Consider the following 18,455-nt stretch of genomic DNA (forward strand, 5'->3'; position numbering starts at 1 on the left):
TGCTACCCATGCAGGGCGTCGGCGAACGCGGTCAGCGTCGGCGCGCCCTTCTGCCGGTCCAGCACCGCGAAGACGACGTGGTCGAAGAAGCGGTTGTCCCGCAACGCGAGCGCGAAGATCCGCGCGACGGTCGTGGGGTCGTTGCCGAAGACGCCGCACCCCCAGGCACCCAGCACGAGCCGGCGGTGCCCGTGCGACGCGGCCACGTGCAGCACGCGGATGGCGCGCCGCAGCAACGCGAGCGGGATGTCGTCGGCGCGTTCGGGCTGGTCGCGCAGGATCGCGGACCGGTTGGGCGCGGCGGCGGTGAGGAACGAGACCTCGTACGGCCGCGGCAGCAGGGTTCCCTTGTCGTCCTTGAACACCGGCACGCGCGGCGAGTAGATCACGCGGTCGCTGTAGGTCAGGTCGTCGTGCGCGCGGTGGTAGGCGTAGAAGTCACCGGCGGCACGCAGGCAGGGGTAGATCGCCGACGCACGGGCGATGCTCTCCTCCTGCGCCTGCGCGCCGTTGAGAAACCCGCCTCCCGCGTTGCGCGCGGAGGCGAAGTTCAACGCGGCGACGTCACCGCCGAGGCGCCGTGTCGCATCCAAAGTGGACTCGTTGGTCACGTCGATCCGCACACCATCGGTCTCCGAGGGCAGCGACAGCACCTCGCCGGGAAGGTGGAGCCGGGTTCCCGCGACCGCGGGAGCGACGGCGACAGCGACCTCACCCGCGTCGGTGGAGTAGGAGCCGCGCTCCGAGATGGCGACGGTGTCGTGGGCGATCGCTCGCAACCTGCTGCTCATGATGCCCACGAGTCTGACCGCCTCCGCCTGGCACGCCAAGCGGGTTAAATCCGCCCGTAGATCTCGGCGACGGCGTCGAACCCGGCCTTGGGCTCCCAGGTCCCGTCCTCGTGGACCTTCACGATGCCGGGACTGGCCATGTCGAAGTCACGACTCGGGTCGTCCGGCCGGTGCGTGTAGTTGTTGAGCGCGAACATGTAGACGAACGCGCCGTCGACACCTTCGGCCTCGAAGACCTCCAGCACCTCGCGCAGGTACGTGGCCTGCTCAGCCTCGTCGCGCACGTAGCCGTCCTTCACCCGCACCGGCAGCCCGGCCTCGTCGAGGTCCAGGATCTCCATGCTGCGCGGCGCCATGACACCCGAACCGCGCCAGGCCGCCGTGCCGAAGCCGGTGATGGCGACCGGCTTTCCCTGCGCCACCACGTTCCTGATGCTCGCGGCGTACACGTCGGCGATCTCGGCGGAACGGATCAGCTCGAACGACTTGATGTCGAACAGGTCCCAGTCGGGGTTCTCGAACGGGATGCAGGCGTAGGTGAGCCGGCCCTGGAAGTGCTCCCGCACCACCGCGACGGCCTGCGCGAGGAGCTCGTTGAGCTTCACGCCCGCCTCCCCCATCCGCTCTGCGCGACCCTCGGCCTCGCCCAGCAGCCGGGTCAGGCGCTGCACGAGGTCGTCGCCGGGGAGGAAGCCGGAGTTCATGATGCTGAGCTCGACGCCCGTCACGAACACGACCTCGGCGCCGGTGAGCCGGATCCGCTCGGCGCGTCGCGCGCAGTCGGTGAACAGGTCCAGGATCTCGGCGGGCGTCAGTTCCAGCGGGTAGGGCGAGAACCAGATCTCCAGCCCCAGCCCGGCGGCGATCTCCGCGGCCCGCTCGAGCCGTTCCGGATCACCGCCGACCAGGTGAACGGCGTTGCAGTGCAGGTCGTCCCTGATGACGGTCAGGTCCCGCCTGACCACGTCCAGGTCGAACTTCTCCAGCGAGATCTCTCCGTGGCGCACGAAACCGGTGTCGTACGCGATGCCTTTGGCGCGCATGCCACCGAGACTAGATCTCAAAAGTGCGTGCGCGCAAGTTTTCGCGAGCGCAGTTATGACGGCCAGACGAGGAGCACCGGACAGGGCGCGTGGTCGACGACGAACCGGGTCGCCGGACCGAGGCTGCGCGGACCGACGTGGCTCACGTCGCCGTCCCGGCAGAGGATCAGCAGCGACGCTTCCCGAGCAGCCGCAACGACTTCGTGCTCAACGCGGCCGACGCGCGCTTCCTTCGCGCACGGAAGCCCCAGGCGTTCCGCGGCCGCGTCGAGGATCTGCGTGGCGTGCCCGGCGGCGAGGTCGTCCAGGCGGCTGCCGGGGTCGCGCGCGGGGTGGCCCCTGCCGAACAACCCGGCGAACGCCCCGTGCGCCGCACCGGGTACGTCGTGGTCGCTGACGTGCAGCAACAGGAAGTCGCCCGAGTACGCGCGGGCCGCGTCGACGCAGTCCTGCCAGGTGTCACCGGCGATCCACACGACCACCGTCATGGTCATCCTCCGATCAGCAGCAGGGACGCCCACAGTGCCACGACGGCGCCGACCAGGGTGGCAGGCACGGCGAGCAGGCCGAGCTTCGTGAACTCCGGCAGGTTCACCTCGGTGTCGTGGTCGTGCACGATCCGCCGCCACAGCAACGTGGCGAGCGATCCGGCGTAGGTGAGGTTCGGGCCGAGGTTCACGCCCAGCAGCACCGCCAGCACCACGCCCGGCCCCATCGGCGCGACCAGCGGCAGCAGCACGAGCACCGCCGGCAGGTTGTTGATCACGTTCGCGAGCACGGCGGCGACCGCGGCCACCCCGAGCAACGCCCACAGGCTGGTGCCGCCGGGGATCGCGAGCCGCAACACGTCGTCCAGCCCGTTGTCGACCACCGCCCGCACCACGATGCCCAGGCCGAGCACGAACGCCAGGAACGGCACGGACGCCGCCCGCACCACCTTGACCACGGTCGTGCGCTTCTTCGCGAGCGCCCGCACGGCCATGACGAGCGCACCGGCGCACGCCGCCCACGCCGGGTCGATCCCGGTGGCCGACGCGACGACGAACCCGACCAGCGTCAGCCCGACCGTGGCCAGCGCGAACACCGGCAGTTCCTGCGGCTCCCGCACCACCGGCGCGTGCGCGGGCGCGTCGAGGTCGGTGCGGAAGAACAGCCGGAACACCAGGTACTCGGCGGCGATCGCCACGATCCACGGCAACGCCATCAGCGCCGCGAACCGCGTGAAGCTCAGCCCGCTCGACGCGAACGCCAGCAGGTTCGTCAGGTTCGACACCGGCAGCAGCAGCGACGCGCTGTTGGACAGGTGCGTGCACGCGTAGACGTGCGGCTTCGGCCGGACGCCGAGCAACGCGGCCGTCGCGAACACGACCGGCGTGAGCAGCACGACCGTCGCGTCCAGACTGAGCACCGCCGTCGTCACCGAAGCCGTGACGAACACACCGCCCAGCAACGTCTTCGGTCTGCCACCCGACGCCCGCGCCATCCAGGTGCCGCAGGCTTGGAAGAGGCCCTCGTCGTCGCAGAGCTGCGCGAGCACGAGGATCGCGGCCAGGAACCCGATCACGGGTCCCAGCCGCTCCGCCTCGTCCACCACGTGGTCGAACGGCAACGCCCCGGCCAGCACGACGAGCACCGCCGCCGGCACCGCCACCGCTGCCTCGGGCCAGCCCCACGGTCTGACGACCGCGCAGACCAGCACGGCGACGAGCAGCAACACCGACAGCGCCAGCACGGATCCTCCTGCGCCGGCGGGCCCCGGCTCCCACTACATCTTGGCCGCCGCCGACTTTATGGCCTGCCGGATGCGGAAGTAGGTGCCACACCGGCAGACGTTCGCGATCCGGTCGATGTCCTCGTCCGAAATCTCCTTCTTCGTCCGGAGCAACGCCGCCGCGGCCATGATCTGGCCGGGCTGGCAGTAGCCGCACTGCGCGACGTCCTGCTCCAGCCACGCCTCCTGGACCGGGTGCAGGTCGTCACCGGACGCCAGTCCCTCGATCGTGGTCACCGACTGCCCGGCGCACTCGGCCACCGGCGTCACGCACGGCTGGATCTCCGCGCCGTTGAGGTGGGAGGTGCAGGCGCGGCAGACGCCGATGCCGCAGCCGAACTTCGGGCCGCGCACGCCGAGCTTGTCGCGCAGCACCCAGAGCAGGGCCATGTCGGCGGGAGCGTCGACGGTGACCGGCTTCCCGTTGACGATCATCGTGTAAGTAGGCACAGGGGACGCTCCTTCAGCGCGGGAACGGCTCGAAGTCGACCGGGAAGATGATCGGGAAGCTGCGCGGCACCACACCGGTCGCCCGCGCGTAGGCGTTGGCGATCGCGCCGACCGCGGCCGGCACGCCCAGTTCGCCCGCGCCGCCCGGTTCCCCGGTCGCCGGCATCACGAAGATCCGCACGTCCTTCGGGGCGTCCTTCTGCCGGGCGTAGTGGAACTGCGAGTACGAACCCTCCAGCGGCAGGCCCTTGTCGATGTGCAGACCGGCGCGCAACGTGGTGGAGATGGCGTCGGTCAGGCCGCCGAGGATCTGCGCCTCCAGGCCGCGCGGGTTGATCGGGCGGCCGACGTCGACCGCGATCGTCGCCTTGACCACGCGCGGGTTCTGCGGGTCGCGGGCGTCGATCTCGACCAGGCACGCGGTGCACGACTTGTACTCGTCGTGGAACCCGATGCCCTGAGCGAAACACTTCGGCATCGCCCGGCCCCACTCGCCCTCCGCGACGACCTTGTCTAGCACGGCGCGCTGGCGCGCGGTCTTGAGGTACTCGCGGCGGAACGCGACGGGGTCCTTGCCCATCTTCTTCGCGAGCTGGTCGACCAGGATCTCTTCCGCACCACGGGTGTTCGCCGAGTAGACCGACCGCCACGAGCCGGTGTGCATGCGCAGCGGCACCTCGTTGAGCAGCGAGGTCACCACGCCGAAGTTGTACGGCACCTTGCAGGTCGTGAGGAACACCGTCTGCGCGAACGACAGGTTGCCCGCGACCGGCAGCGACGCGGCGGTGGCGGTGAGGACCTCGCCGAGGCCGTGCCGGAAGTCGGTCTCGACCGAGGCCACCCGGTGCTCGAACGTCAGCACGTTGCCCAGCGCGAACGTCGCCCGCAGCTTGTGGTGGCTGGCGGCGCGGGCGCGGCCGTGGCGCATGTCGTCCTTGCGGTCCCACATGAGCTTCACGGGGCGCCGCAACGCCTTGGAGATCTGCGCGGCCTCCATCGCGGCGTCGAAGAACAGCCTGCGCCCGAACGAGCCGCCACCCTGCATCACGTGGACGGTGACCGCGGACTCGGGCAGTCCGATGGCCGCGGCGATGGTCTGCCGCGCCACGATCGGCGACTTCAGGCCCGCCCAGATCTCCGCGCGGTCGTCGCGCACGTCCGCGATCGCCGAGTTCGTCTCCATCGGCGCGTGGCTGACGAACGCGAAGTCGAACTCCATGTCGACGTGCTGGGTCAGCAGCGGCGGCACGATGAACGGCAGCGCGGCCGCCTGCAGCTTCGCCCGGATCTCCTTGTCCGACAACGCGTCGATCGTGCCGGCGTTCCAGGTGACCTTCAGCGCGTCACGGGCGGCCATGGCCTGGCCGAACGTCTCGGCGACCACCGCGACCCCCGTCGGCACCACCCCGATCGCGAGAACACCCGGCATGGCCTTCGCCGCGGTGGAGTCGACCGACTTCACCGAGCCGTTGATCGTCGGCGGCCTGCGCACGACCGTCGGCATGGCGCCCGGCACGTCCTGGTCGAGCGTGTACTTGAACTGCCCCGTGACCATCGCGCGGGCGTCGATGCGCGACTGCGGCGTGCCGATGAGCCGGTGTTCCGACGCCGGTTTCGGTTGCGCGGCGAAGACTCCGGTCAGCTGCGCCGCCGCCGAGGTGAGCAGCCCGTACAGGATCGGGCGCCCGTCCGGCAGGATCACCGCACCGTCTCTTGTGGACAGCCGGTCGACCGCGACGCCGTGCTGCTTCGACGCCGCCGCGAGCAGCCTGGCCCGTGCGGCCGCCGCCGCCTGACGGACCGGGCCGTACACCGACCGCATCGTGTTCGAACCACCGGTGAGCTGGTTCATCAGCAGCTCTGGCCGCGCGTCGGCGAGCGTGACACGCACCTGCCCCAACGGCAGGTCGAGCTCTTCGGCGACGAGCATCGCGCACGCCGTGGTGATGCCCTGACCGACCTCGGCGCGGGGCAGTTCGAGTGTGACGACGCCGTCCTCGCCGACGCTGAGCACGGCGAGCGCGCCCGCGGTCGGAGTACCGGCCAGAATCAGGATGTCGCCGAGATCGAGGATCTCGGCCGGTTGCGGCAGCGTCGGGATGACGGCCTCGGCCGTGCCCGGAACGGCGACGGTGAGCACCGGCGCCGCGACCAGGAACGTGAGGAACTGCCGCCGGCGCACGGGGACCCGGGCTTCGGGGACCGGGACTTCGTTGTCACAGGTCATGTACTCGTCAACGACATCTGGCCGACCCGGGTACGCCTGTCAGCCGAACGGGTGCGGGACTGCCTGGCGGATCACCGTAACTGCGTCTTCACCGGGGACGATCTGCCGTACATGAGACGATTAGCAGTACTGCTGCTGGCACTTGTCCTGGTCTCTCCCACTCCGGCCCTCGCGGCGGACGGCCCGATGGCGATGATCTTCTCGCCCACCGCGGAGGCCTCCGTCCCGCTGAACGAGCCGCTGCTCGTGATCGGCGGCGCCGTCAACGGCGAGTCGGGCGGCATCACCGAGGTCGACTTCTCCACCGACAACGGCACCAACTGGACCTCCGTCGACGCGCACGGCGAGCGGTGGTCGGTCGTGCTCTTCCCGTCCGTTCCCGGCCCGCTGACGATCCTGGCCCGCGCCCACACCGCGTCCACGACGGGCCCGGTCACCGTGTCGCGCACCGTCCACGTCGGCGGCACCACAGTCCCGGCACTGATCCACGAGACCTCGCTGACCCTGCACGACACGTACAGCCCGACGGTCAACGACCCCGACGAGCAGGCCGTCGAACTCGGCCTGCGCACCCAGGTCGACCGTCCTGGCTCGCTCACGGCGGTGATCATCAGGCGCGGCAACTACACCGGACCCGTGACCGCGCGGATCTGGTCCAACGGCACGTTGCTGGCCGAGCAGGCGGCCCCCGGCGCCGCCTACAGCCAGCGGATCACCTTCAGCACACCGGTTCCCGTGGTGCCGGGCACCGACTACGTCGTCTCGTACGTCACGCCGTCCGGTGGCTACAAGGTGACGGAGAACTACTTCGTGGGCAACCTCGTCCAGACGCCGTTCAGGATCCCGGTGAACGCCGGTGTGTACAGCTACGACGGCGGCTTCCCGACGGACACCTGGTACGCCAGCAACTACGGGATCGAGCCGGTCTTCAGGCCGTAGCCACCCGGCGCCTCAGCACGGCCTCGGTGCCGCCGGTCGCGTCGAGCAACCTGATCAACGCTCGCTTGACCTCGTCACCGCCGTGCACGTCCAGCTCACCGCGGAGCCGGCGGCTGTCCTCGACCAGTCGCCGGCCCCGGTCGGTGAGCCCCGCGCGCCTGATCCGGCTGTCGGCGCGGTCCGGCTCCCGCGTGACGTAGCCGAGGCGTTCCAGTTCGAGCAGCTGCTTCGAGGCGGCCTGCTGGGTGACGCCGAGCAGTTCCCCCAGTTCGGACACCGTCGGCGCGCCTTCGATCAGGTGCTGGATCACGTACCCGTGCGACACCCGCACGCCCTCGTGCCCGATCTCGTGCAGCCGCTCGAGGACCGCGTCGTTGGCGGAGCTGCCCGCCAGGTAGGCGAGGGTCGCGAGGTCGATGTCCATCAGGTCCACGCTCTGCATCCTCACATTGACAACCACGGTTGTACAACTATGGTTGTGGACATGGACCCCGTTGCCGTCGCCACCTCACTGCACCGAGCGCTCGAAGCCGGCGAGTCCGGTTCCGCGCTGCGCCGCCACTTCACCGCCGACGCGGTGACCGTCGAACACCCGAACCTGATCAAGCCGAACGGCGCGCGGACCCCGTTGGCCGAGATGCTCGCGAACTCGGAGAAGGGCGTCGGCCTGCTGTCGAGCCAGAAGTACGACGTGCACTCGGCGCTGGTGTCCGGCGACACCGCGATCCTGCGCCTGACCTGGACCGGCGTGCTCCGGGACGGCAGGCAGCTCGTCGCGCGCATCGCCCAGTTCGTGGACACGCGCGACGGGCTGATCAGCTCTGTCGAGACGTTCGACTGCTACGAACCATTCTGAGCTCCTCCCCCTGCCACCTCTGGCGCAGCAACCGGTCGTGCGACGCCACGACGACCGCGCCGGGGTAGTTCTCCAGCGCCGCTTCCAACTCCTCCACCAACGCGAGCGACAGGTGGTTCGTCGGCTCGTCCAGCAACAACACGTCGCATTGCCGGGTGAGCAACCGGGCGAGCGCGAGCCGTCGCCGTTGCCCGATCGACAACGCTCCTACCGGCATGCCGAAGTCCTCTCGGCGCAGCAAACCCAGCGCTTCGAGGTCGTCCGCGCTGCCGTCGAACGCATCCAGGACCGTCTGCTTCGGTTCACGCACAACGGTTTCCTGCGGCAGGTAGCCGATCACGCCGTTGCGGGTGACCTCGCCCATGTCGAGGACACCTGCCAGCACTTCGAGCAGCGTCGTCTTGCCGGAGCCGTTCGGTCCGGTCACCAGCAACCGTTGCCCTGCCTCGACCTTCAGCTCCCCGAACTCGAGAACCGTGCCCTCGCACACCGCCGCGTCGAGCGGAGCGTTGAGGCGCAACGGTTCCGGCGGCTTCGGCACCGGTTCGGCGCGCAGCCGCTCCAGCCGTTCGGACGCGCTGCGCACCCTCGTCCTGATCGACGCCTGCACGCGACGGCCGTCGCCGTTGTACTTGCACTTGTTGTGGTCCCGGATCGGTCGCGCCGGCGCGACGCGATGTGCTGTCGTGCCACGCCACTCGGTCCAGTGCCCGATCTCGCCGACCCACTCCGCGTAGGCCTGCTCCCACCGCTGCCGCGCCGCCCGCTTCCCGGCGACGTAGCCCGCGTAACCGTTGCCGTAGCGGGTGATCGCCCGGTTCTCGACCTCGACGATCGCCGTGGTCACCCGTTCCAGCAACAGCCGGTCGTGCGTCACCACGACCAGCGTGCCGCGGTGCCCGCGCAGCCTGTTCTCCAGCCAGGACAACGCCTCGTCGTCCAGGTGGTTGGTGGGCTCGTCGAGCAGCAGCAGTTCCGGTTCGGCCGCCAGCACACCGGCGAGCGCGAGCCTGGCCCGTTCCCCGCCCGACAACGTGCCCAGCCGCCGTTCACGGCCGACGGTCACACCGAGCGCGGACATCGCGGCCTCGACCCGCGCGTCGGCCGAGTAGCCGTCCCGCGACTCGAACGCCGTCAGCAGTTCCCCGAGTTCATCGAGCCTCTCCTGTTCCGCCGCGACCGCGATCTGCTGTTCCAGCAGGCGAATCTCCACGAGTGCGGCATCGATCGCGTCGCCGACGGTCGCGTCCGACGGCAGGTCGAGCACCTGCCCGAGATAGCCGACGCCCTGCGCCACCACGGTGATCTCACCGTCGTCCGGCACGTCCTGCCCGGCGATCAGCCGCAGCAGCGTCGACTTGCCCGAGCCGTTCTCGCCGACCACACCGAGCTTCTCGCCCGGCCGGACCGTCAGGGAGATGTCGTCGAGCACGCGCTTGTACGCGTAGTTCTTGGTGATTTTCTTGATCGTCAACTGAGCTGACATGAGGGACCCCCACACCGCCGAAGGAAATCGGACACGGATGCGCTGGAAGCGGGGTCAGTAGATCACCTAACCGATGTTGCCATACACCGTACGAGGCTGCAACCACGTACCGCTCCCAGGTAGACTGGCAAGGCATCTACCTGGGGGTTTGAATGCATCGGAACGTGCGCACGATCGACGACGTGATGGCGTTGCTGGACGGGTTGTTCGCGCCGGAGGCCGACCGCTGGACCGCTCGGGCGGGCGACTGGTGGGACGGCTTCTACGCGGACCGCACGCGCGAGGTCCCGTTCTTCGCGGCCAAGCCGGACGAGAACCTGGCCGAGTACCTGGAACGCGGCCTGATCACGCCGGGCAGGGCGCTCGACGTCGGCTGCGGTCCCGGCCGCAACGCCCTCTTCCTGGCCCGCAACGGGTTCCAGGTCGACGCCGTCGACATCTCGGCCACCGCCATCAGGTGGGCCACCGAACGTGCCGAAGGCCTGGACGTCCGGTTCCGGCACGGCGACGCGTTCACGACCGAGGGCTCGTACGACCTGGTCTACGACTCGGGCTGCTTCCACCACCTGCCGCCGCACCGCCGCATCGGCTATCTCGCGCTGCTCGACCGCGTGCTCAGGCCCGGCGGCCACTTCGCCCTCACCTGCTTCACCGCGGAGGAGGGCACCGCGACGCCGGACGTGGAGCTGTACCGGCAGTCCAGCCTGTCCGGCGGGGTCGGCTACTCCCCGGAGGACCTGCGCTGGATCTTCCAGGACCTCACGGAGGTCGACCTGCGCCGCATGACGGAGGAGCCCGCGGACTCCCCCGCGTTCGGGAAGTCGTTCCTCTGGTCGGCCCTGTTCCGCAAGTAAGTGCAGCCAACGGACACAGGCGTCCGGCAGGCGGAAAAGTCGGTGGTCGCCACCTGCGAAAGTAGGGTCAACGCCCTGCTCCAGTAGGTGATCCAGGGCACAAAACCGGCAGTATCGTCACCCGCGTGACACGGGCCGGAGAGCTGGCGCTGGCGCTGCTCGTGGCAGCGCTGGGGATCGGCCGCGAGTTGGCGCTGCCCGTGCCGTCGCATCTCGTTGCCGCGGGGCCGACGTTCTACGTCACGATCCACCTGCTCGCGGCGGCGGCGCTGTGGTGGCGACGCACCCACCCCGTCGCGTCCGGCTCGGCAATCGCCTTCCTCTCGCTGCTCACCCCGACGTTCGCCTCGGTCGTGTCCGCCTACTCGATCACCGCCCACACCACGAGGCACCGCTGGCTCGTGGTCGTCCACGCCCTCACCTGGCTGGCCGGCTCCGCGGTGTGGACGTTCCCGGACGGTCTCGTCGGCCCCTGCCTGATCGCGATCGCCGGGCTGACCGGCCTCCACCTGGGCGAGCGGCGCAGGTTCGTGCAGGCGCTCGCCGAGCGGGAACGTGAACTGATGGCCGAGCACGCACGCGCCGACGAACGCACCAGGCTCGCCGCTGAGATGCACGACGTCGTCACGCACCGGCTGAACCTGATGGTGCTGCACGCCGGTGCGTTGCGCATGGCTGCCAAGGACGACGACGTGCGCAAAGCCGCCGAGGAACTGCGCACCGCCGGCTGCCACTCGCTGGCCGAACTGCGCGACCTCGTCGGCGTGCTGAGGTCCGGCCGTGCCGCGCGCATCCCGGACGTGCTGCCCGACCGGCTCTCCCGTCTCGTCGCCGACTCCGCCGCCACCGGACTGGAGATCACCCTGACCGAACACGGCGACGCCGACACCATCTCGCCCGCCGTGCGCCGCACGATGTACCGGGTGGTCCAGGAGTCCCTGACCAACGTCCACAAGCACGCACCCGGCGCCCACACCGAGATCACCATCCACTGTGGACCGAGCAGCGTCCGCGCGGTCATCCGCAACACCAGGCCGTCCGCCGTCCCGGCCCTCGTGCTGCCCGGCTCCGGCAGCGGTCTGCTCGGTCTGCGCGGCCGCGTCGAGATGGTCGGCGGCACCCTCACGGCGGGCCCGACCGACGACGGCGGCTTCGAGGTCGACGCCGTCCTGCCCGCATTCGTGCCGACCTGACCTCACTCGTCGGAGGCGCGGACCGCCCTGCAGGCCAGGTGCACCGCGAGCCGCTCGTCCGGGTTCAGCAGGCTGACGCCGAGCAGCTGCTCGGCCCGGTTGATCCGCTGCGCCACCGTGTTGCGGTGCACCTTCAACCGCACGGCCGCCGACGACGTCACCGACTCCTCGTCCAGGTAGATCGCGAGGGTGCGCAGCAGTTGCCCGTCCTCCACGCCCGCCAGCGGTTCCAGCAGGCGCGCGGCCTGGTCGACCAGCGCCGGCGTCTCGGCCGCCATCGACAACAGCCGCCGCACACCCAGTTCGTCGATGTGCACGACCTTCGCGACCCCGGTCATCGCCGCGGCCTCGCGCGCCTCGGCCAGAGACCTGCCCACGCCGGAGACGCCGGGGTGCGGGCGGCCGATGCCGGCGACGACCGGGCAGCCGCCCAGCACCTGGGCGATCTTCGCGGTCAGCTCGCGGTGCTGCGACTGCGGCGGCTCGGAGTCGTTGGTGAGCCAGAACGACCAGCCCTCCGCTCCCTCGACCAGCTGGCCGTGCAGGCCGCGGCGGGACAGCTCGACGCGCAGCCGTTCGGTGTTGGCGGTGTCGAGCGCGTCCGGCGCGGGCGGGTTCGGCGCCAGGTGGACGCCGGTGTGCCAGCCGTCGAGCCGCCACCCGGCGAGCACGGCCTGCTGCACGAGCTGTGGCGGCACGTCGTCGCCGGAGGCGAGCAGTTCGGACAGCAGTGAGCCGCGGGAACGGGCGCGGCGCTCGGTTTCGAGGCGTTCGGAGGCGACCCAGTTGCCGAGCGCCCACGAGGCGACCTGGCTGATCTGCTGGACGGTCTCGGCCCAGCGCTTGTTGCTGCCGCTGGCGTGCGAGACGAGCCACAGGTGCACGTGCCCGGTCCGGTCGGTCTCCACCGGCACGGCCACGGCGAAGCCCTCGGCCAGCTCGACGGTGGTGGCGACGGAACCGGTCAGCAGGTCCGGGGGCAGTCCCGGCGGGGAGACGCCCTCGATCGCGGTGCCGTCCGCGCTGATCACCGCGCACGTCACGTGCAGCTCGCCGGACAGGATCGTGATCACCGAACGCGGATCGGGCCTGCTGCGCCCGAGCCGTGCGGTGACGGCGTTGAGCAGCCGGGCCGCCGCGACCTCGGGACGCCGCACAGCCGTGCGCAACGCGTCCGCGACCAGCAGCGGGTCGTCCGCGTCGATCTGCAGCAACGGCACGCCGAGCCGGTTCGCGAACGAGATCGTCGCGGTGGACGGGGCCTGGTAGGAGCCGGTCGACGGCCGCACCAGCACGACGGCCCGCACGTCCGCGCTGTAGGCCCGGCGCAGCGCCACCTCGACGAGGTACGGCTGGTGCCCGGTCAGGATCACCAGATCACCCGCCGAGCACGCCTCGACGGCCGTCATGTCCGCCGCCAGCCGCACGTCCGCGACCTCGGTGCCGACGCCGCGCTGGCCCGCCAGCAGGGTCGCGTCGCCGAGCACGCCGATCTCCAGCAGATCGCGCACGGTCAGGGAGTCGGCGTCGTCGATCACTCGGCGCACCGGAAGGGGACGTAGTCGAGGTCGTAGCCGAACGCCCGCGGATCGACCCTGCCGAGCATCTCCCTCCGCACCCACTGCGGCGGTGATGGGAGCGCTACCACGTCCACGACCGCGCCGAACCTGAGCCGTTCCGTCGACAGCGGGTGGCCGGTCTCGGCGTCCAGGCAGCACAGCAGATCTGGCGTCGTCACCAGCGGCTCGCCGTCCGCGAGCGCGACGAGGTACTCACCCTGCATCTCCAGGCGCACGTACGCATCGTCGGCGTCCAGTCGCCGCAGCGCCACCGTTCCACGTGGAAAGTCCCCGACCGACTCGCGCCACACCTCGACGACTTTTCCCCGCGTGACAAGGAAACCGCCGGAAGCCTTGGCTCTCTCGTCGACGGGGACCGCGTGCCGCGACCAGATCCCGCCCAGTTCGAGAGCACGGGCTAGCGAGCCCGTTATGCCCGCTTTGACCGCGTCCGCGAGCTTCAACGGTTTCGCGACCATCATCGCCCAGCCGCCGAAGTCGACCATCACGGTGCGCGCGAGCTTCTCGATGCCGGTCGAGTCGAGCACCGCGCGGTTGCCGCTGGGTTCGGTGATGGCCAACGGGGTCGTGGGCAGACCGGCCGCGTCGTAGGTCGTCTGGTCGACCCGTGGGAACGCTCTCCCCATCCCGTCGACGTCGACGTACGGCAGCCCCAGCCGCGCGGCCAGGATCAGCGGCAACAGCCCGTTGCACCCGCCGATCTCCCACCCGATGACGGCCGTCACGGGCGTGGAGTCCTGCGCCTGCAACGCCTTCAGAGCCTCCTCGGCCTCCCGGCCCGACGGCAGCTTCTCGATCATCACGGTCGGCGCGCCGATCAGCCCGACCCGCGCGCCGTAGCCGTCGGGATCGGCCTCCTCCGGCGACAACACCGTGACCGGCCCGCTCTGCCGCATCTCGTGCCGCAGCATCGCGGCGAACGCGTGGGTCTCCTGCTCGCCGCCCCCACCCCCGCTGCCGAGCACGACCACGCCCAGGGCGAGCTGGTCCACCTCGTCGGGCCGGAGCAGGTGCATGCGCGTGACCCTAGTGGCCGAGCAGCAGATCACCCACCGCACGCGCCCGCACCCGGCTCGCGTTTCCCGGCAGGTACGCGAGCGGGATCTCCTCGACCTCGACGATCCGCACGCTGTCCGCCTTCGCGCCCGCCGCCACCGCCTTGTCCACGGCCTCCTGCCGGGCCGCGTCGAGCACCTCGTCGCGCCGTCTGGGTTCCATCGTGAACACCCGGTCGACCTCGCCGCCGACCTGCGCGATCGCGGCCCCGATGGCGTTGGCGAAGGCGTGGTGATCAGGCCGGACGACCTCGCTGACGCCCTCGATCCCGTCCGGCACGAGGATGCTGCCGCCGCCGACCAGCACGACGGGCAACGGCGCCGGGCTCGTGCGCATGCGGTCGACCTGCGTGGCGATCCGGCCGCGGACGTGGTCGAGCACCGACCGCACGAGCGTGCGGTCTAGATGACGCACCAGCGCCGGGTCACCGATGTCGGCGAGGCCCGCCGCGACCGCGACGTCCGTCGCCGTGAGCGTGTCGCCGCCGAAAACGAGGGCCTGCCGGGACAGGCGGAATCCGACGCTGTCCGGCCCCACTTGGAGGCCGCCCCGGTCCTGCCGCACGACGCTGCCGCCACCGAGGCCGACCGACAGCACGTCGGGCATCCGGAAGTTCGTGCGCACGCCGCTGATGAGCACCTCGGACGAGGCCTCGCGCGGGAAACCGTTGTGCAGCATGCCGATGTCGGTCGTCGTACCGCCGATGTCGATCACCGCGCAGTCGTCCGTCCCGGACAGGAACGCACCCCCGCGCATGGAGTTCGTCGGCCCGGAGGCGAACGTGGCGACCGGGTGGCTGCGCGCGTACTCCAGGTCCATCAGCGTGCCGTCGTTCTGGCTGAGGAAGAGCGGGGCGTCAATGCCCTGTGCCGTCAAGGATTCCGTGAGACCGTCGGCGATCTGCTCGGCCAGCACGCGCAGCGCGGCGTTGATGATCGTCGCGTTCTCCCGCTCCAGCAGGCCGAGCCGTCCGATCTCGTGCGAGAAGCTCACCAGCAGGCCCGGCACCTCGGCCGTGAGGATCTCCGCCGCGCGGCGTTCGAAATCGCTGCTGACCAACGAGAACACCGACGAGATGGCGACCGACCGCACGTCCTTGGCCGCGATGTCGGCGGCCACCGCGCGCAGTTCGTCCTCGTCGAGCGGCGAGATGACCCTGCCGTCGTACTCGTGGCCGCCGTGGCAGAGGTACGCGTGCCCGCCGATGGCCTGGCGCAGCGGCTCCGGCCAGTCGACGAAAGGCGGAAGCGCCGTGGTGGCGGGAAGTCCGAGCCGCACCGCCGCCGTCCGCGCGAGCCCGCGGCCCTCCACGACGGCGTTGACGAAGTGCGTCGTGCCGATCATGACCGCGGTGATCGCGGTCCGGTCGAACGCGAGCCCGCTGACCGCCGCGATGATCCCCGTGGTCACGTCGGCCGTGGTCGTCGCCTTGCACTCGGCCAGGACCCGCCGGCCCTCGACGAGAACGGCATCGGTGTTGGTGCCGCCGACGTCGATACCGATGTGCATGTGCACCCCTCAGGCGGCCGTCGCTTCCCCGACCACCTTACGGTTGGTAGCTCGCCGCGTGCGCATCCTGAGAAGGTCCAACCGCCCAGCGGACACGTACAGCGCGAAGGCGAGCACGAGAGAGTTCACACTGGCCTGCCCGAACGGCAACAGCTCGCCGACGATGGCCGCAGCAGGCCAGACCACCACCGTGACGGGCACCCACGAAGGCGCCGACCGCGGCACGTGCGGCCGCGTCGAGATGATCTCGTTGCGCCACCGCCGCACGACGTAGTACTCGGCGACCATGATCCCGGCGACGGGCGGGAACACCACGCCCAGCAACACCAGGAAGTGGCTGAACTGGTGCACGATCCCGGCCGCCGCGAGGAAACTGCCCGCGCACCCGACCATGACCGTCACCTGTGCCCGGCTGATCCGCACGGCGAACACGGCGTCAACGAGGTTCACGATCCCGAGCGAGGCGGAGTAGAGGTTCCAGTCGTTGATCTTCAAGACCGCCGTGACCACGATAAGCGCGCCGATCCAGCCGCTGGACGAACTGATGACGCCCATGACGTCGGTCGTACCGACCCCGCGCGCGAGCACCACCCCGGCCAGGCTGATGACCCACTCGCCGAGCGTGATCCCCAGAACGGTCTGCTTGACGACGTCCCACTCGTTGCGGTTGAAGCGCGTCATGTCCGGCGCGATCGCCGCACCCACGATGAAACTGCCCGTGACCAGCGTGATCGCGGTCAGCATCCCGATCGCGGGCCCCGGCGCCGGCCCGGAGATGGCGGCGCCGACATCGTTGACGTTGGTCAGCACGAGCCAGAGCAACAGGGCCAGGAACGCGGGCACCGCGACGTACGAGGTCCACGCCATCCACCGCACGCCATAAGCCGCGATGACAGTGACAACGATGCCGAAGAGCAACGACCACACCGGCGCCGGCAACACCCCGGCCACCCCGGCGAGCGTCGCCCCGGCCAGCCCCGTCTGCACCCCGAACCACCCGGTGCACGACAGGGCGATGATCAGCCCGAGCACCGCCGACCCGGCGTGCCCAAAGCCCGTCCACCGCGTGAGGATGGCCGTGGAAAGCCCTTCCCGCTGCCCGATGACACCGACGGTGATCGCCACGGCGTTGAGGAGCACGGCCCCGATCGTGAGCGCGATGAACGCGTCCCAGAACGACATGCCGAACCCGAGGGTCGCGCCCAGCAACAACTGACTCAGCGCGGTCGTCTGCCCGAAGCGCTGGGTCGCGACCGACAACCAAGGGTGCCGCGCCTGGTCAGGGACACGACTGAGAGCCTGATCATCGCGCCCGAGAAGAGCGGTCATGATCATCCCTCCGCCCTGTGATCGACAACTCGGACAGTAATAGCCGAGCCACGATCGAGCTACAGACACTCTGCACAGTCGGATGAATCACCACGTTGCGATTCGCACAGGCCACCCTTAATTCATCGCCAGTGCAATCCGCCTGCGCGCAACCAACCGAGTCTGGTGCACGTCCATGCTCACCCCGAGCCCAGGCCGCCGCTCAAACCGGTCGTAGCTGCGGCTGAGCAGCCAGTGAGCCGCCACCGGCGTGATCAGCTCCAACCGCATCTCCTCACGAAGCCGAGCCAACGCCTCCCCGACCTGCCGAGTGAGAAACGCGTGCCGAGTGAGACTCCCGCTGATTTCGTCGATCATGAAAACCATCGCGTGCGGCGAGTCCCCGTACGAATAACTGCACAGCAGTGCCAGATATCCCGCGTCGATCGACCGATCCCCGATCCAGCACTCGCCAAATGTGAGCGCTCCCAGATCCCACTGCGGCTCGTCCTGATGCCGAGCGGCCTCCTGCGCCCACTGCCCAGGCCGCCCGGGAAGGAGGTGACCGAGCGCCGTCAGCAACGCCGCACTACGCCGGCTCGGCACCTCCTCCAGGTGCCGGACGACGACCTCCCACAACTCCTCGTTGTCGGCGAACGGCCCCGCGAACGAACTGACCTGAAGCTCGACCTCCAGCGGATCGGTCAGCTGCGGCAGGGGACGCCCGGCGTCCACCACCGCCTGCTGCATGGGGGTCAGCCTCGTCCGCACGGCCGGAGATTAGACCGATCGGCGCAACACAGTCCGTTCGTGCATCAACGCCACCACGCGGATCACCCCATCGTGATCGCCACACGCAGCCCGTCCACGAGCAGGTCACCCGGCATCTCGAACTGAACCTCGCCCTGCGCGGTCACCAGCACCGTGACCGGCTGCTCCAGCGCGTCCACCACGACTGCCAGCTCAACTCCGCTGAACCGGTGCCAGTGCGGTGGCCAGTCGCGCGGCCGCGCTCGTTCCGATGCGAAGACATCCACGACGTTCCTGCGCAGGACGAGATGCTTTCTCGGTTCGCGAGCGGGATCGGCGGGCAGCACGAGTTCGGCGGCCAGTACCGCGTCAACCAGTTCCACCTTGTCCGCGTACCCGCGGTGCACGAGGTACATCAACGACTCGAGATCGTTCTCGAAGGTGATTTCACGCGCCTGATATCGGGGATTGGGCACGTACTGATCAGTGATCTCTCCGCGTGCGTCCACGAGGTAGCGCCCGATCACCGCCTCGGTGGAGGCGCCGTCATGACCTGGATCAGTCACGTGCAACCAGCTGTTGGGCGCACGGCGAGCGCGTTCCCGCATCTCCCGAGTGATAAGCGGCTTCACCATGCACGCA

At 70.0% G+C, this 18,455-nt stretch carries 18 protein-coding genes; 4 read left to right on the top strand and 14 right to left on the bottom strand.

All coding sequences use genetic code 11. The annotated features are described in order from the left end of the window. Positions 1-2: 2 nt before the first annotated feature. From ACIQF0_RS33175 to ACIQF0_RS33200, 6 genes are read right to left on the bottom strand one after another with little or no spacing between them, the layout of a single operon-like run. The gene (locus ACIQF0_RS33175; protein WP_401036157.1) at positions 3-791 is read right to left on the bottom strand and encodes a TIGR02452 family protein; all 789 of its coding nucleotides are present in this window, start codon (positions 789-791) and stop codon (positions 3-5) included. 44 nt (positions 792-835) lie between these two features. After that, entirely contained in the window at positions 836-1,834 is a 999-nt protein-coding gene (locus tag ACIQF0_RS33180; protein WP_401036160.1) for a hypothetical protein, read from the bottom strand. A 53-nt stretch (positions 1,835-1,887) separates the two neighbouring features. Then, positions 1,888-2,322, bottom strand: a complete 435-nt coding sequence (locus ACIQF0_RS33185; protein WP_401036162.1) for a universal stress protein — start codon at positions 2,320-2,322, stop codon at positions 1,888-1,890. A 2-nt stretch (positions 2,323-2,324) separates the two neighbouring features. Beyond that, positions 2,325-3,566, bottom strand: a complete 1,242-nt coding sequence (locus ACIQF0_RS33190) for an SLC13 family permease (protein ID WP_360048835.1) — start codon at positions 3,564-3,566, stop codon at positions 2,325-2,327. Positions 3,567-3,599: 33 nt separating this feature from the next. Then, positions 3,600-4,055: a (2Fe-2S)-binding protein gene (locus ACIQF0_RS33195; RefSeq protein ID WP_360048837.1), complete on the bottom strand. Its 456-nt coding sequence runs from the start codon at positions 4,053-4,055 to the stop codon at positions 3,600-3,602. Positions 4,056-4,068: 13 nt separating this feature from the next. Next, positions 4,069-6,282 carry a molybdopterin cofactor-binding domain-containing protein gene (locus tag ACIQF0_RS33200; RefSeq protein WP_401036166.1) on the bottom strand — a complete coding sequence of 738 codons (2,214 nt, stop codon included), beginning with the start codon at positions 6,280-6,282 and terminating at the stop codon, positions 4,069-4,071. 111 nt (positions 6,283-6,393) lie between these two features. Here ACIQF0_RS33200 and ACIQF0_RS33205 point away from each other — a divergent pair, with 111 nt between their 5' ends. Continuing rightward, positions 6,394-7,221: a DUF4082 domain-containing protein gene (locus tag ACIQF0_RS33205; RefSeq protein WP_401036169.1), complete on the top strand. Its 828-nt coding sequence runs from the start codon at positions 6,394-6,396 to the stop codon at positions 7,219-7,221. Here the strand turns inward: ACIQF0_RS33205 and ACIQF0_RS33210 are convergent. Next, positions 7,211-7,663, bottom strand: a complete 453-nt coding sequence (locus ACIQF0_RS33210) for a MarR family winged helix-turn-helix transcriptional regulator (protein ID WP_401036787.1) — start codon at positions 7,661-7,663, stop codon at positions 7,211-7,213. The genes ACIQF0_RS33205 and ACIQF0_RS33210 overlap by 11 nt on opposite strands. Positions 7,664-7,705: 42 nt before the next feature. Here ACIQF0_RS33210 and ACIQF0_RS33215 point away from each other — a divergent pair, with 42 nt between their 5' ends. After that, positions 7,706-8,077 (top strand): nuclear transport factor 2 family protein, encoded by a 372-nt coding sequence (locus ACIQF0_RS33215; protein WP_401036172.1) that lies wholly within the window; start codon positions 7,706-7,708, stop codon positions 8,075-8,077. Here the strand turns inward: ACIQF0_RS33215 and ACIQF0_RS33220 are convergent. Then, entirely contained in the window at positions 8,037-9,563 is a 1,527-nt protein-coding gene (locus tag ACIQF0_RS33220) for an ABC-F family ATP-binding cassette domain-containing protein (protein WP_401036175.1), read from the bottom strand. The genes ACIQF0_RS33215 and ACIQF0_RS33220 overlap by 41 nt on opposite strands. Positions 9,564-9,715: 152 nt before the next feature. On the opposite strand from ACIQF0_RS33220, the gene ACIQF0_RS33225 reads away from it, so the two are divergent. Together ACIQF0_RS33225 and ACIQF0_RS33230 are read left to right on the top strand one after the other, a co-directional pair. Then, positions 9,716-10,417, top strand: coding sequence for a class I SAM-dependent methyltransferase (locus ACIQF0_RS33225; protein ID WP_401036177.1), 702 nt, complete (start codon positions 9,716-9,718; stop codon positions 10,415-10,417). Positions 10,418-10,542: 125 nt separating this feature from the next. Then, positions 10,543-11,610, top strand: coding sequence for a sensor histidine kinase (locus tag ACIQF0_RS33230; RefSeq protein WP_401036180.1), 1,068 nt, complete (start codon positions 10,543-10,545; stop codon positions 11,608-11,610). A 2-nt stretch (positions 11,611-11,612) separates the two neighbouring features. On the opposite strand, the gene ACIQF0_RS33235 is transcribed toward ACIQF0_RS33230, so the two are convergent. The 6 genes from ACIQF0_RS33235 to ACIQF0_RS33260 all read right to left on the bottom strand — a co-directional run bounded on the left by ACIQF0_RS33235 (position 11,613) and on the right by ACIQF0_RS33260 (position 18,448). Continuing rightward, the gene (locus ACIQF0_RS33235; protein WP_401036183.1) at positions 11,613-13,148 is read right to left on the bottom strand and encodes a helix-turn-helix domain-containing protein; all 1,536 of its coding nucleotides are present in this window, start codon (positions 13,146-13,148) and stop codon (positions 11,613-11,615) included. Beyond that, positions 13,145-14,206, bottom strand: coding sequence for a DUF917 domain-containing protein (locus ACIQF0_RS33240; RefSeq protein ID WP_401036185.1), 1,062 nt, complete (start codon positions 14,204-14,206; stop codon positions 13,145-13,147). The genes ACIQF0_RS33235 and ACIQF0_RS33240 overlap by 4 nt, the downstream gene beginning before the upstream one ends. A gap of 10 nt (positions 14,207-14,216) precedes the next feature. Further along, positions 14,217-15,755, bottom strand: coding sequence for a hydantoinase/oxoprolinase N-terminal domain-containing protein (locus ACIQF0_RS33245; protein WP_401036187.1), 1,539 nt, complete (start codon positions 15,753-15,755; stop codon positions 14,217-14,219). A gap of 9 nt (positions 15,756-15,764) precedes the next feature. Beyond that, the gene (locus ACIQF0_RS33250) at positions 15,765-17,084 is read right to left on the bottom strand and encodes a purine-cytosine permease family protein (protein ID WP_401036189.1); all 1,320 of its coding nucleotides are present in this window, start codon (positions 17,082-17,084) and stop codon (positions 15,765-15,767) included. 117 nt (positions 17,085-17,201) lie between these two features. Beyond that, positions 17,202-17,834, bottom strand: coding sequence for a hypothetical protein (locus ACIQF0_RS33255; protein WP_401036190.1), 633 nt, complete (start codon positions 17,832-17,834; stop codon positions 17,202-17,204). A 62-nt stretch (positions 17,835-17,896) separates the two neighbouring features. After that, positions 17,897-18,448 carry a hypothetical protein gene (locus ACIQF0_RS33260; protein WP_401036193.1) on the bottom strand — a complete coding sequence of 184 codons (552 nt, stop codon included), beginning with the start codon at positions 18,446-18,448 and terminating at the stop codon, positions 17,897-17,899. Positions 18,449-18,455 lie beyond the last annotated feature (7 nt).

Source organism: Lentzea sp. NPDC092896 (assembly GCF_044754905.1).
Lineage (GTDB): Bacteria > Actinomycetota > Actinomycetes > Mycobacteriales > Pseudonocardiaceae > Lentzea.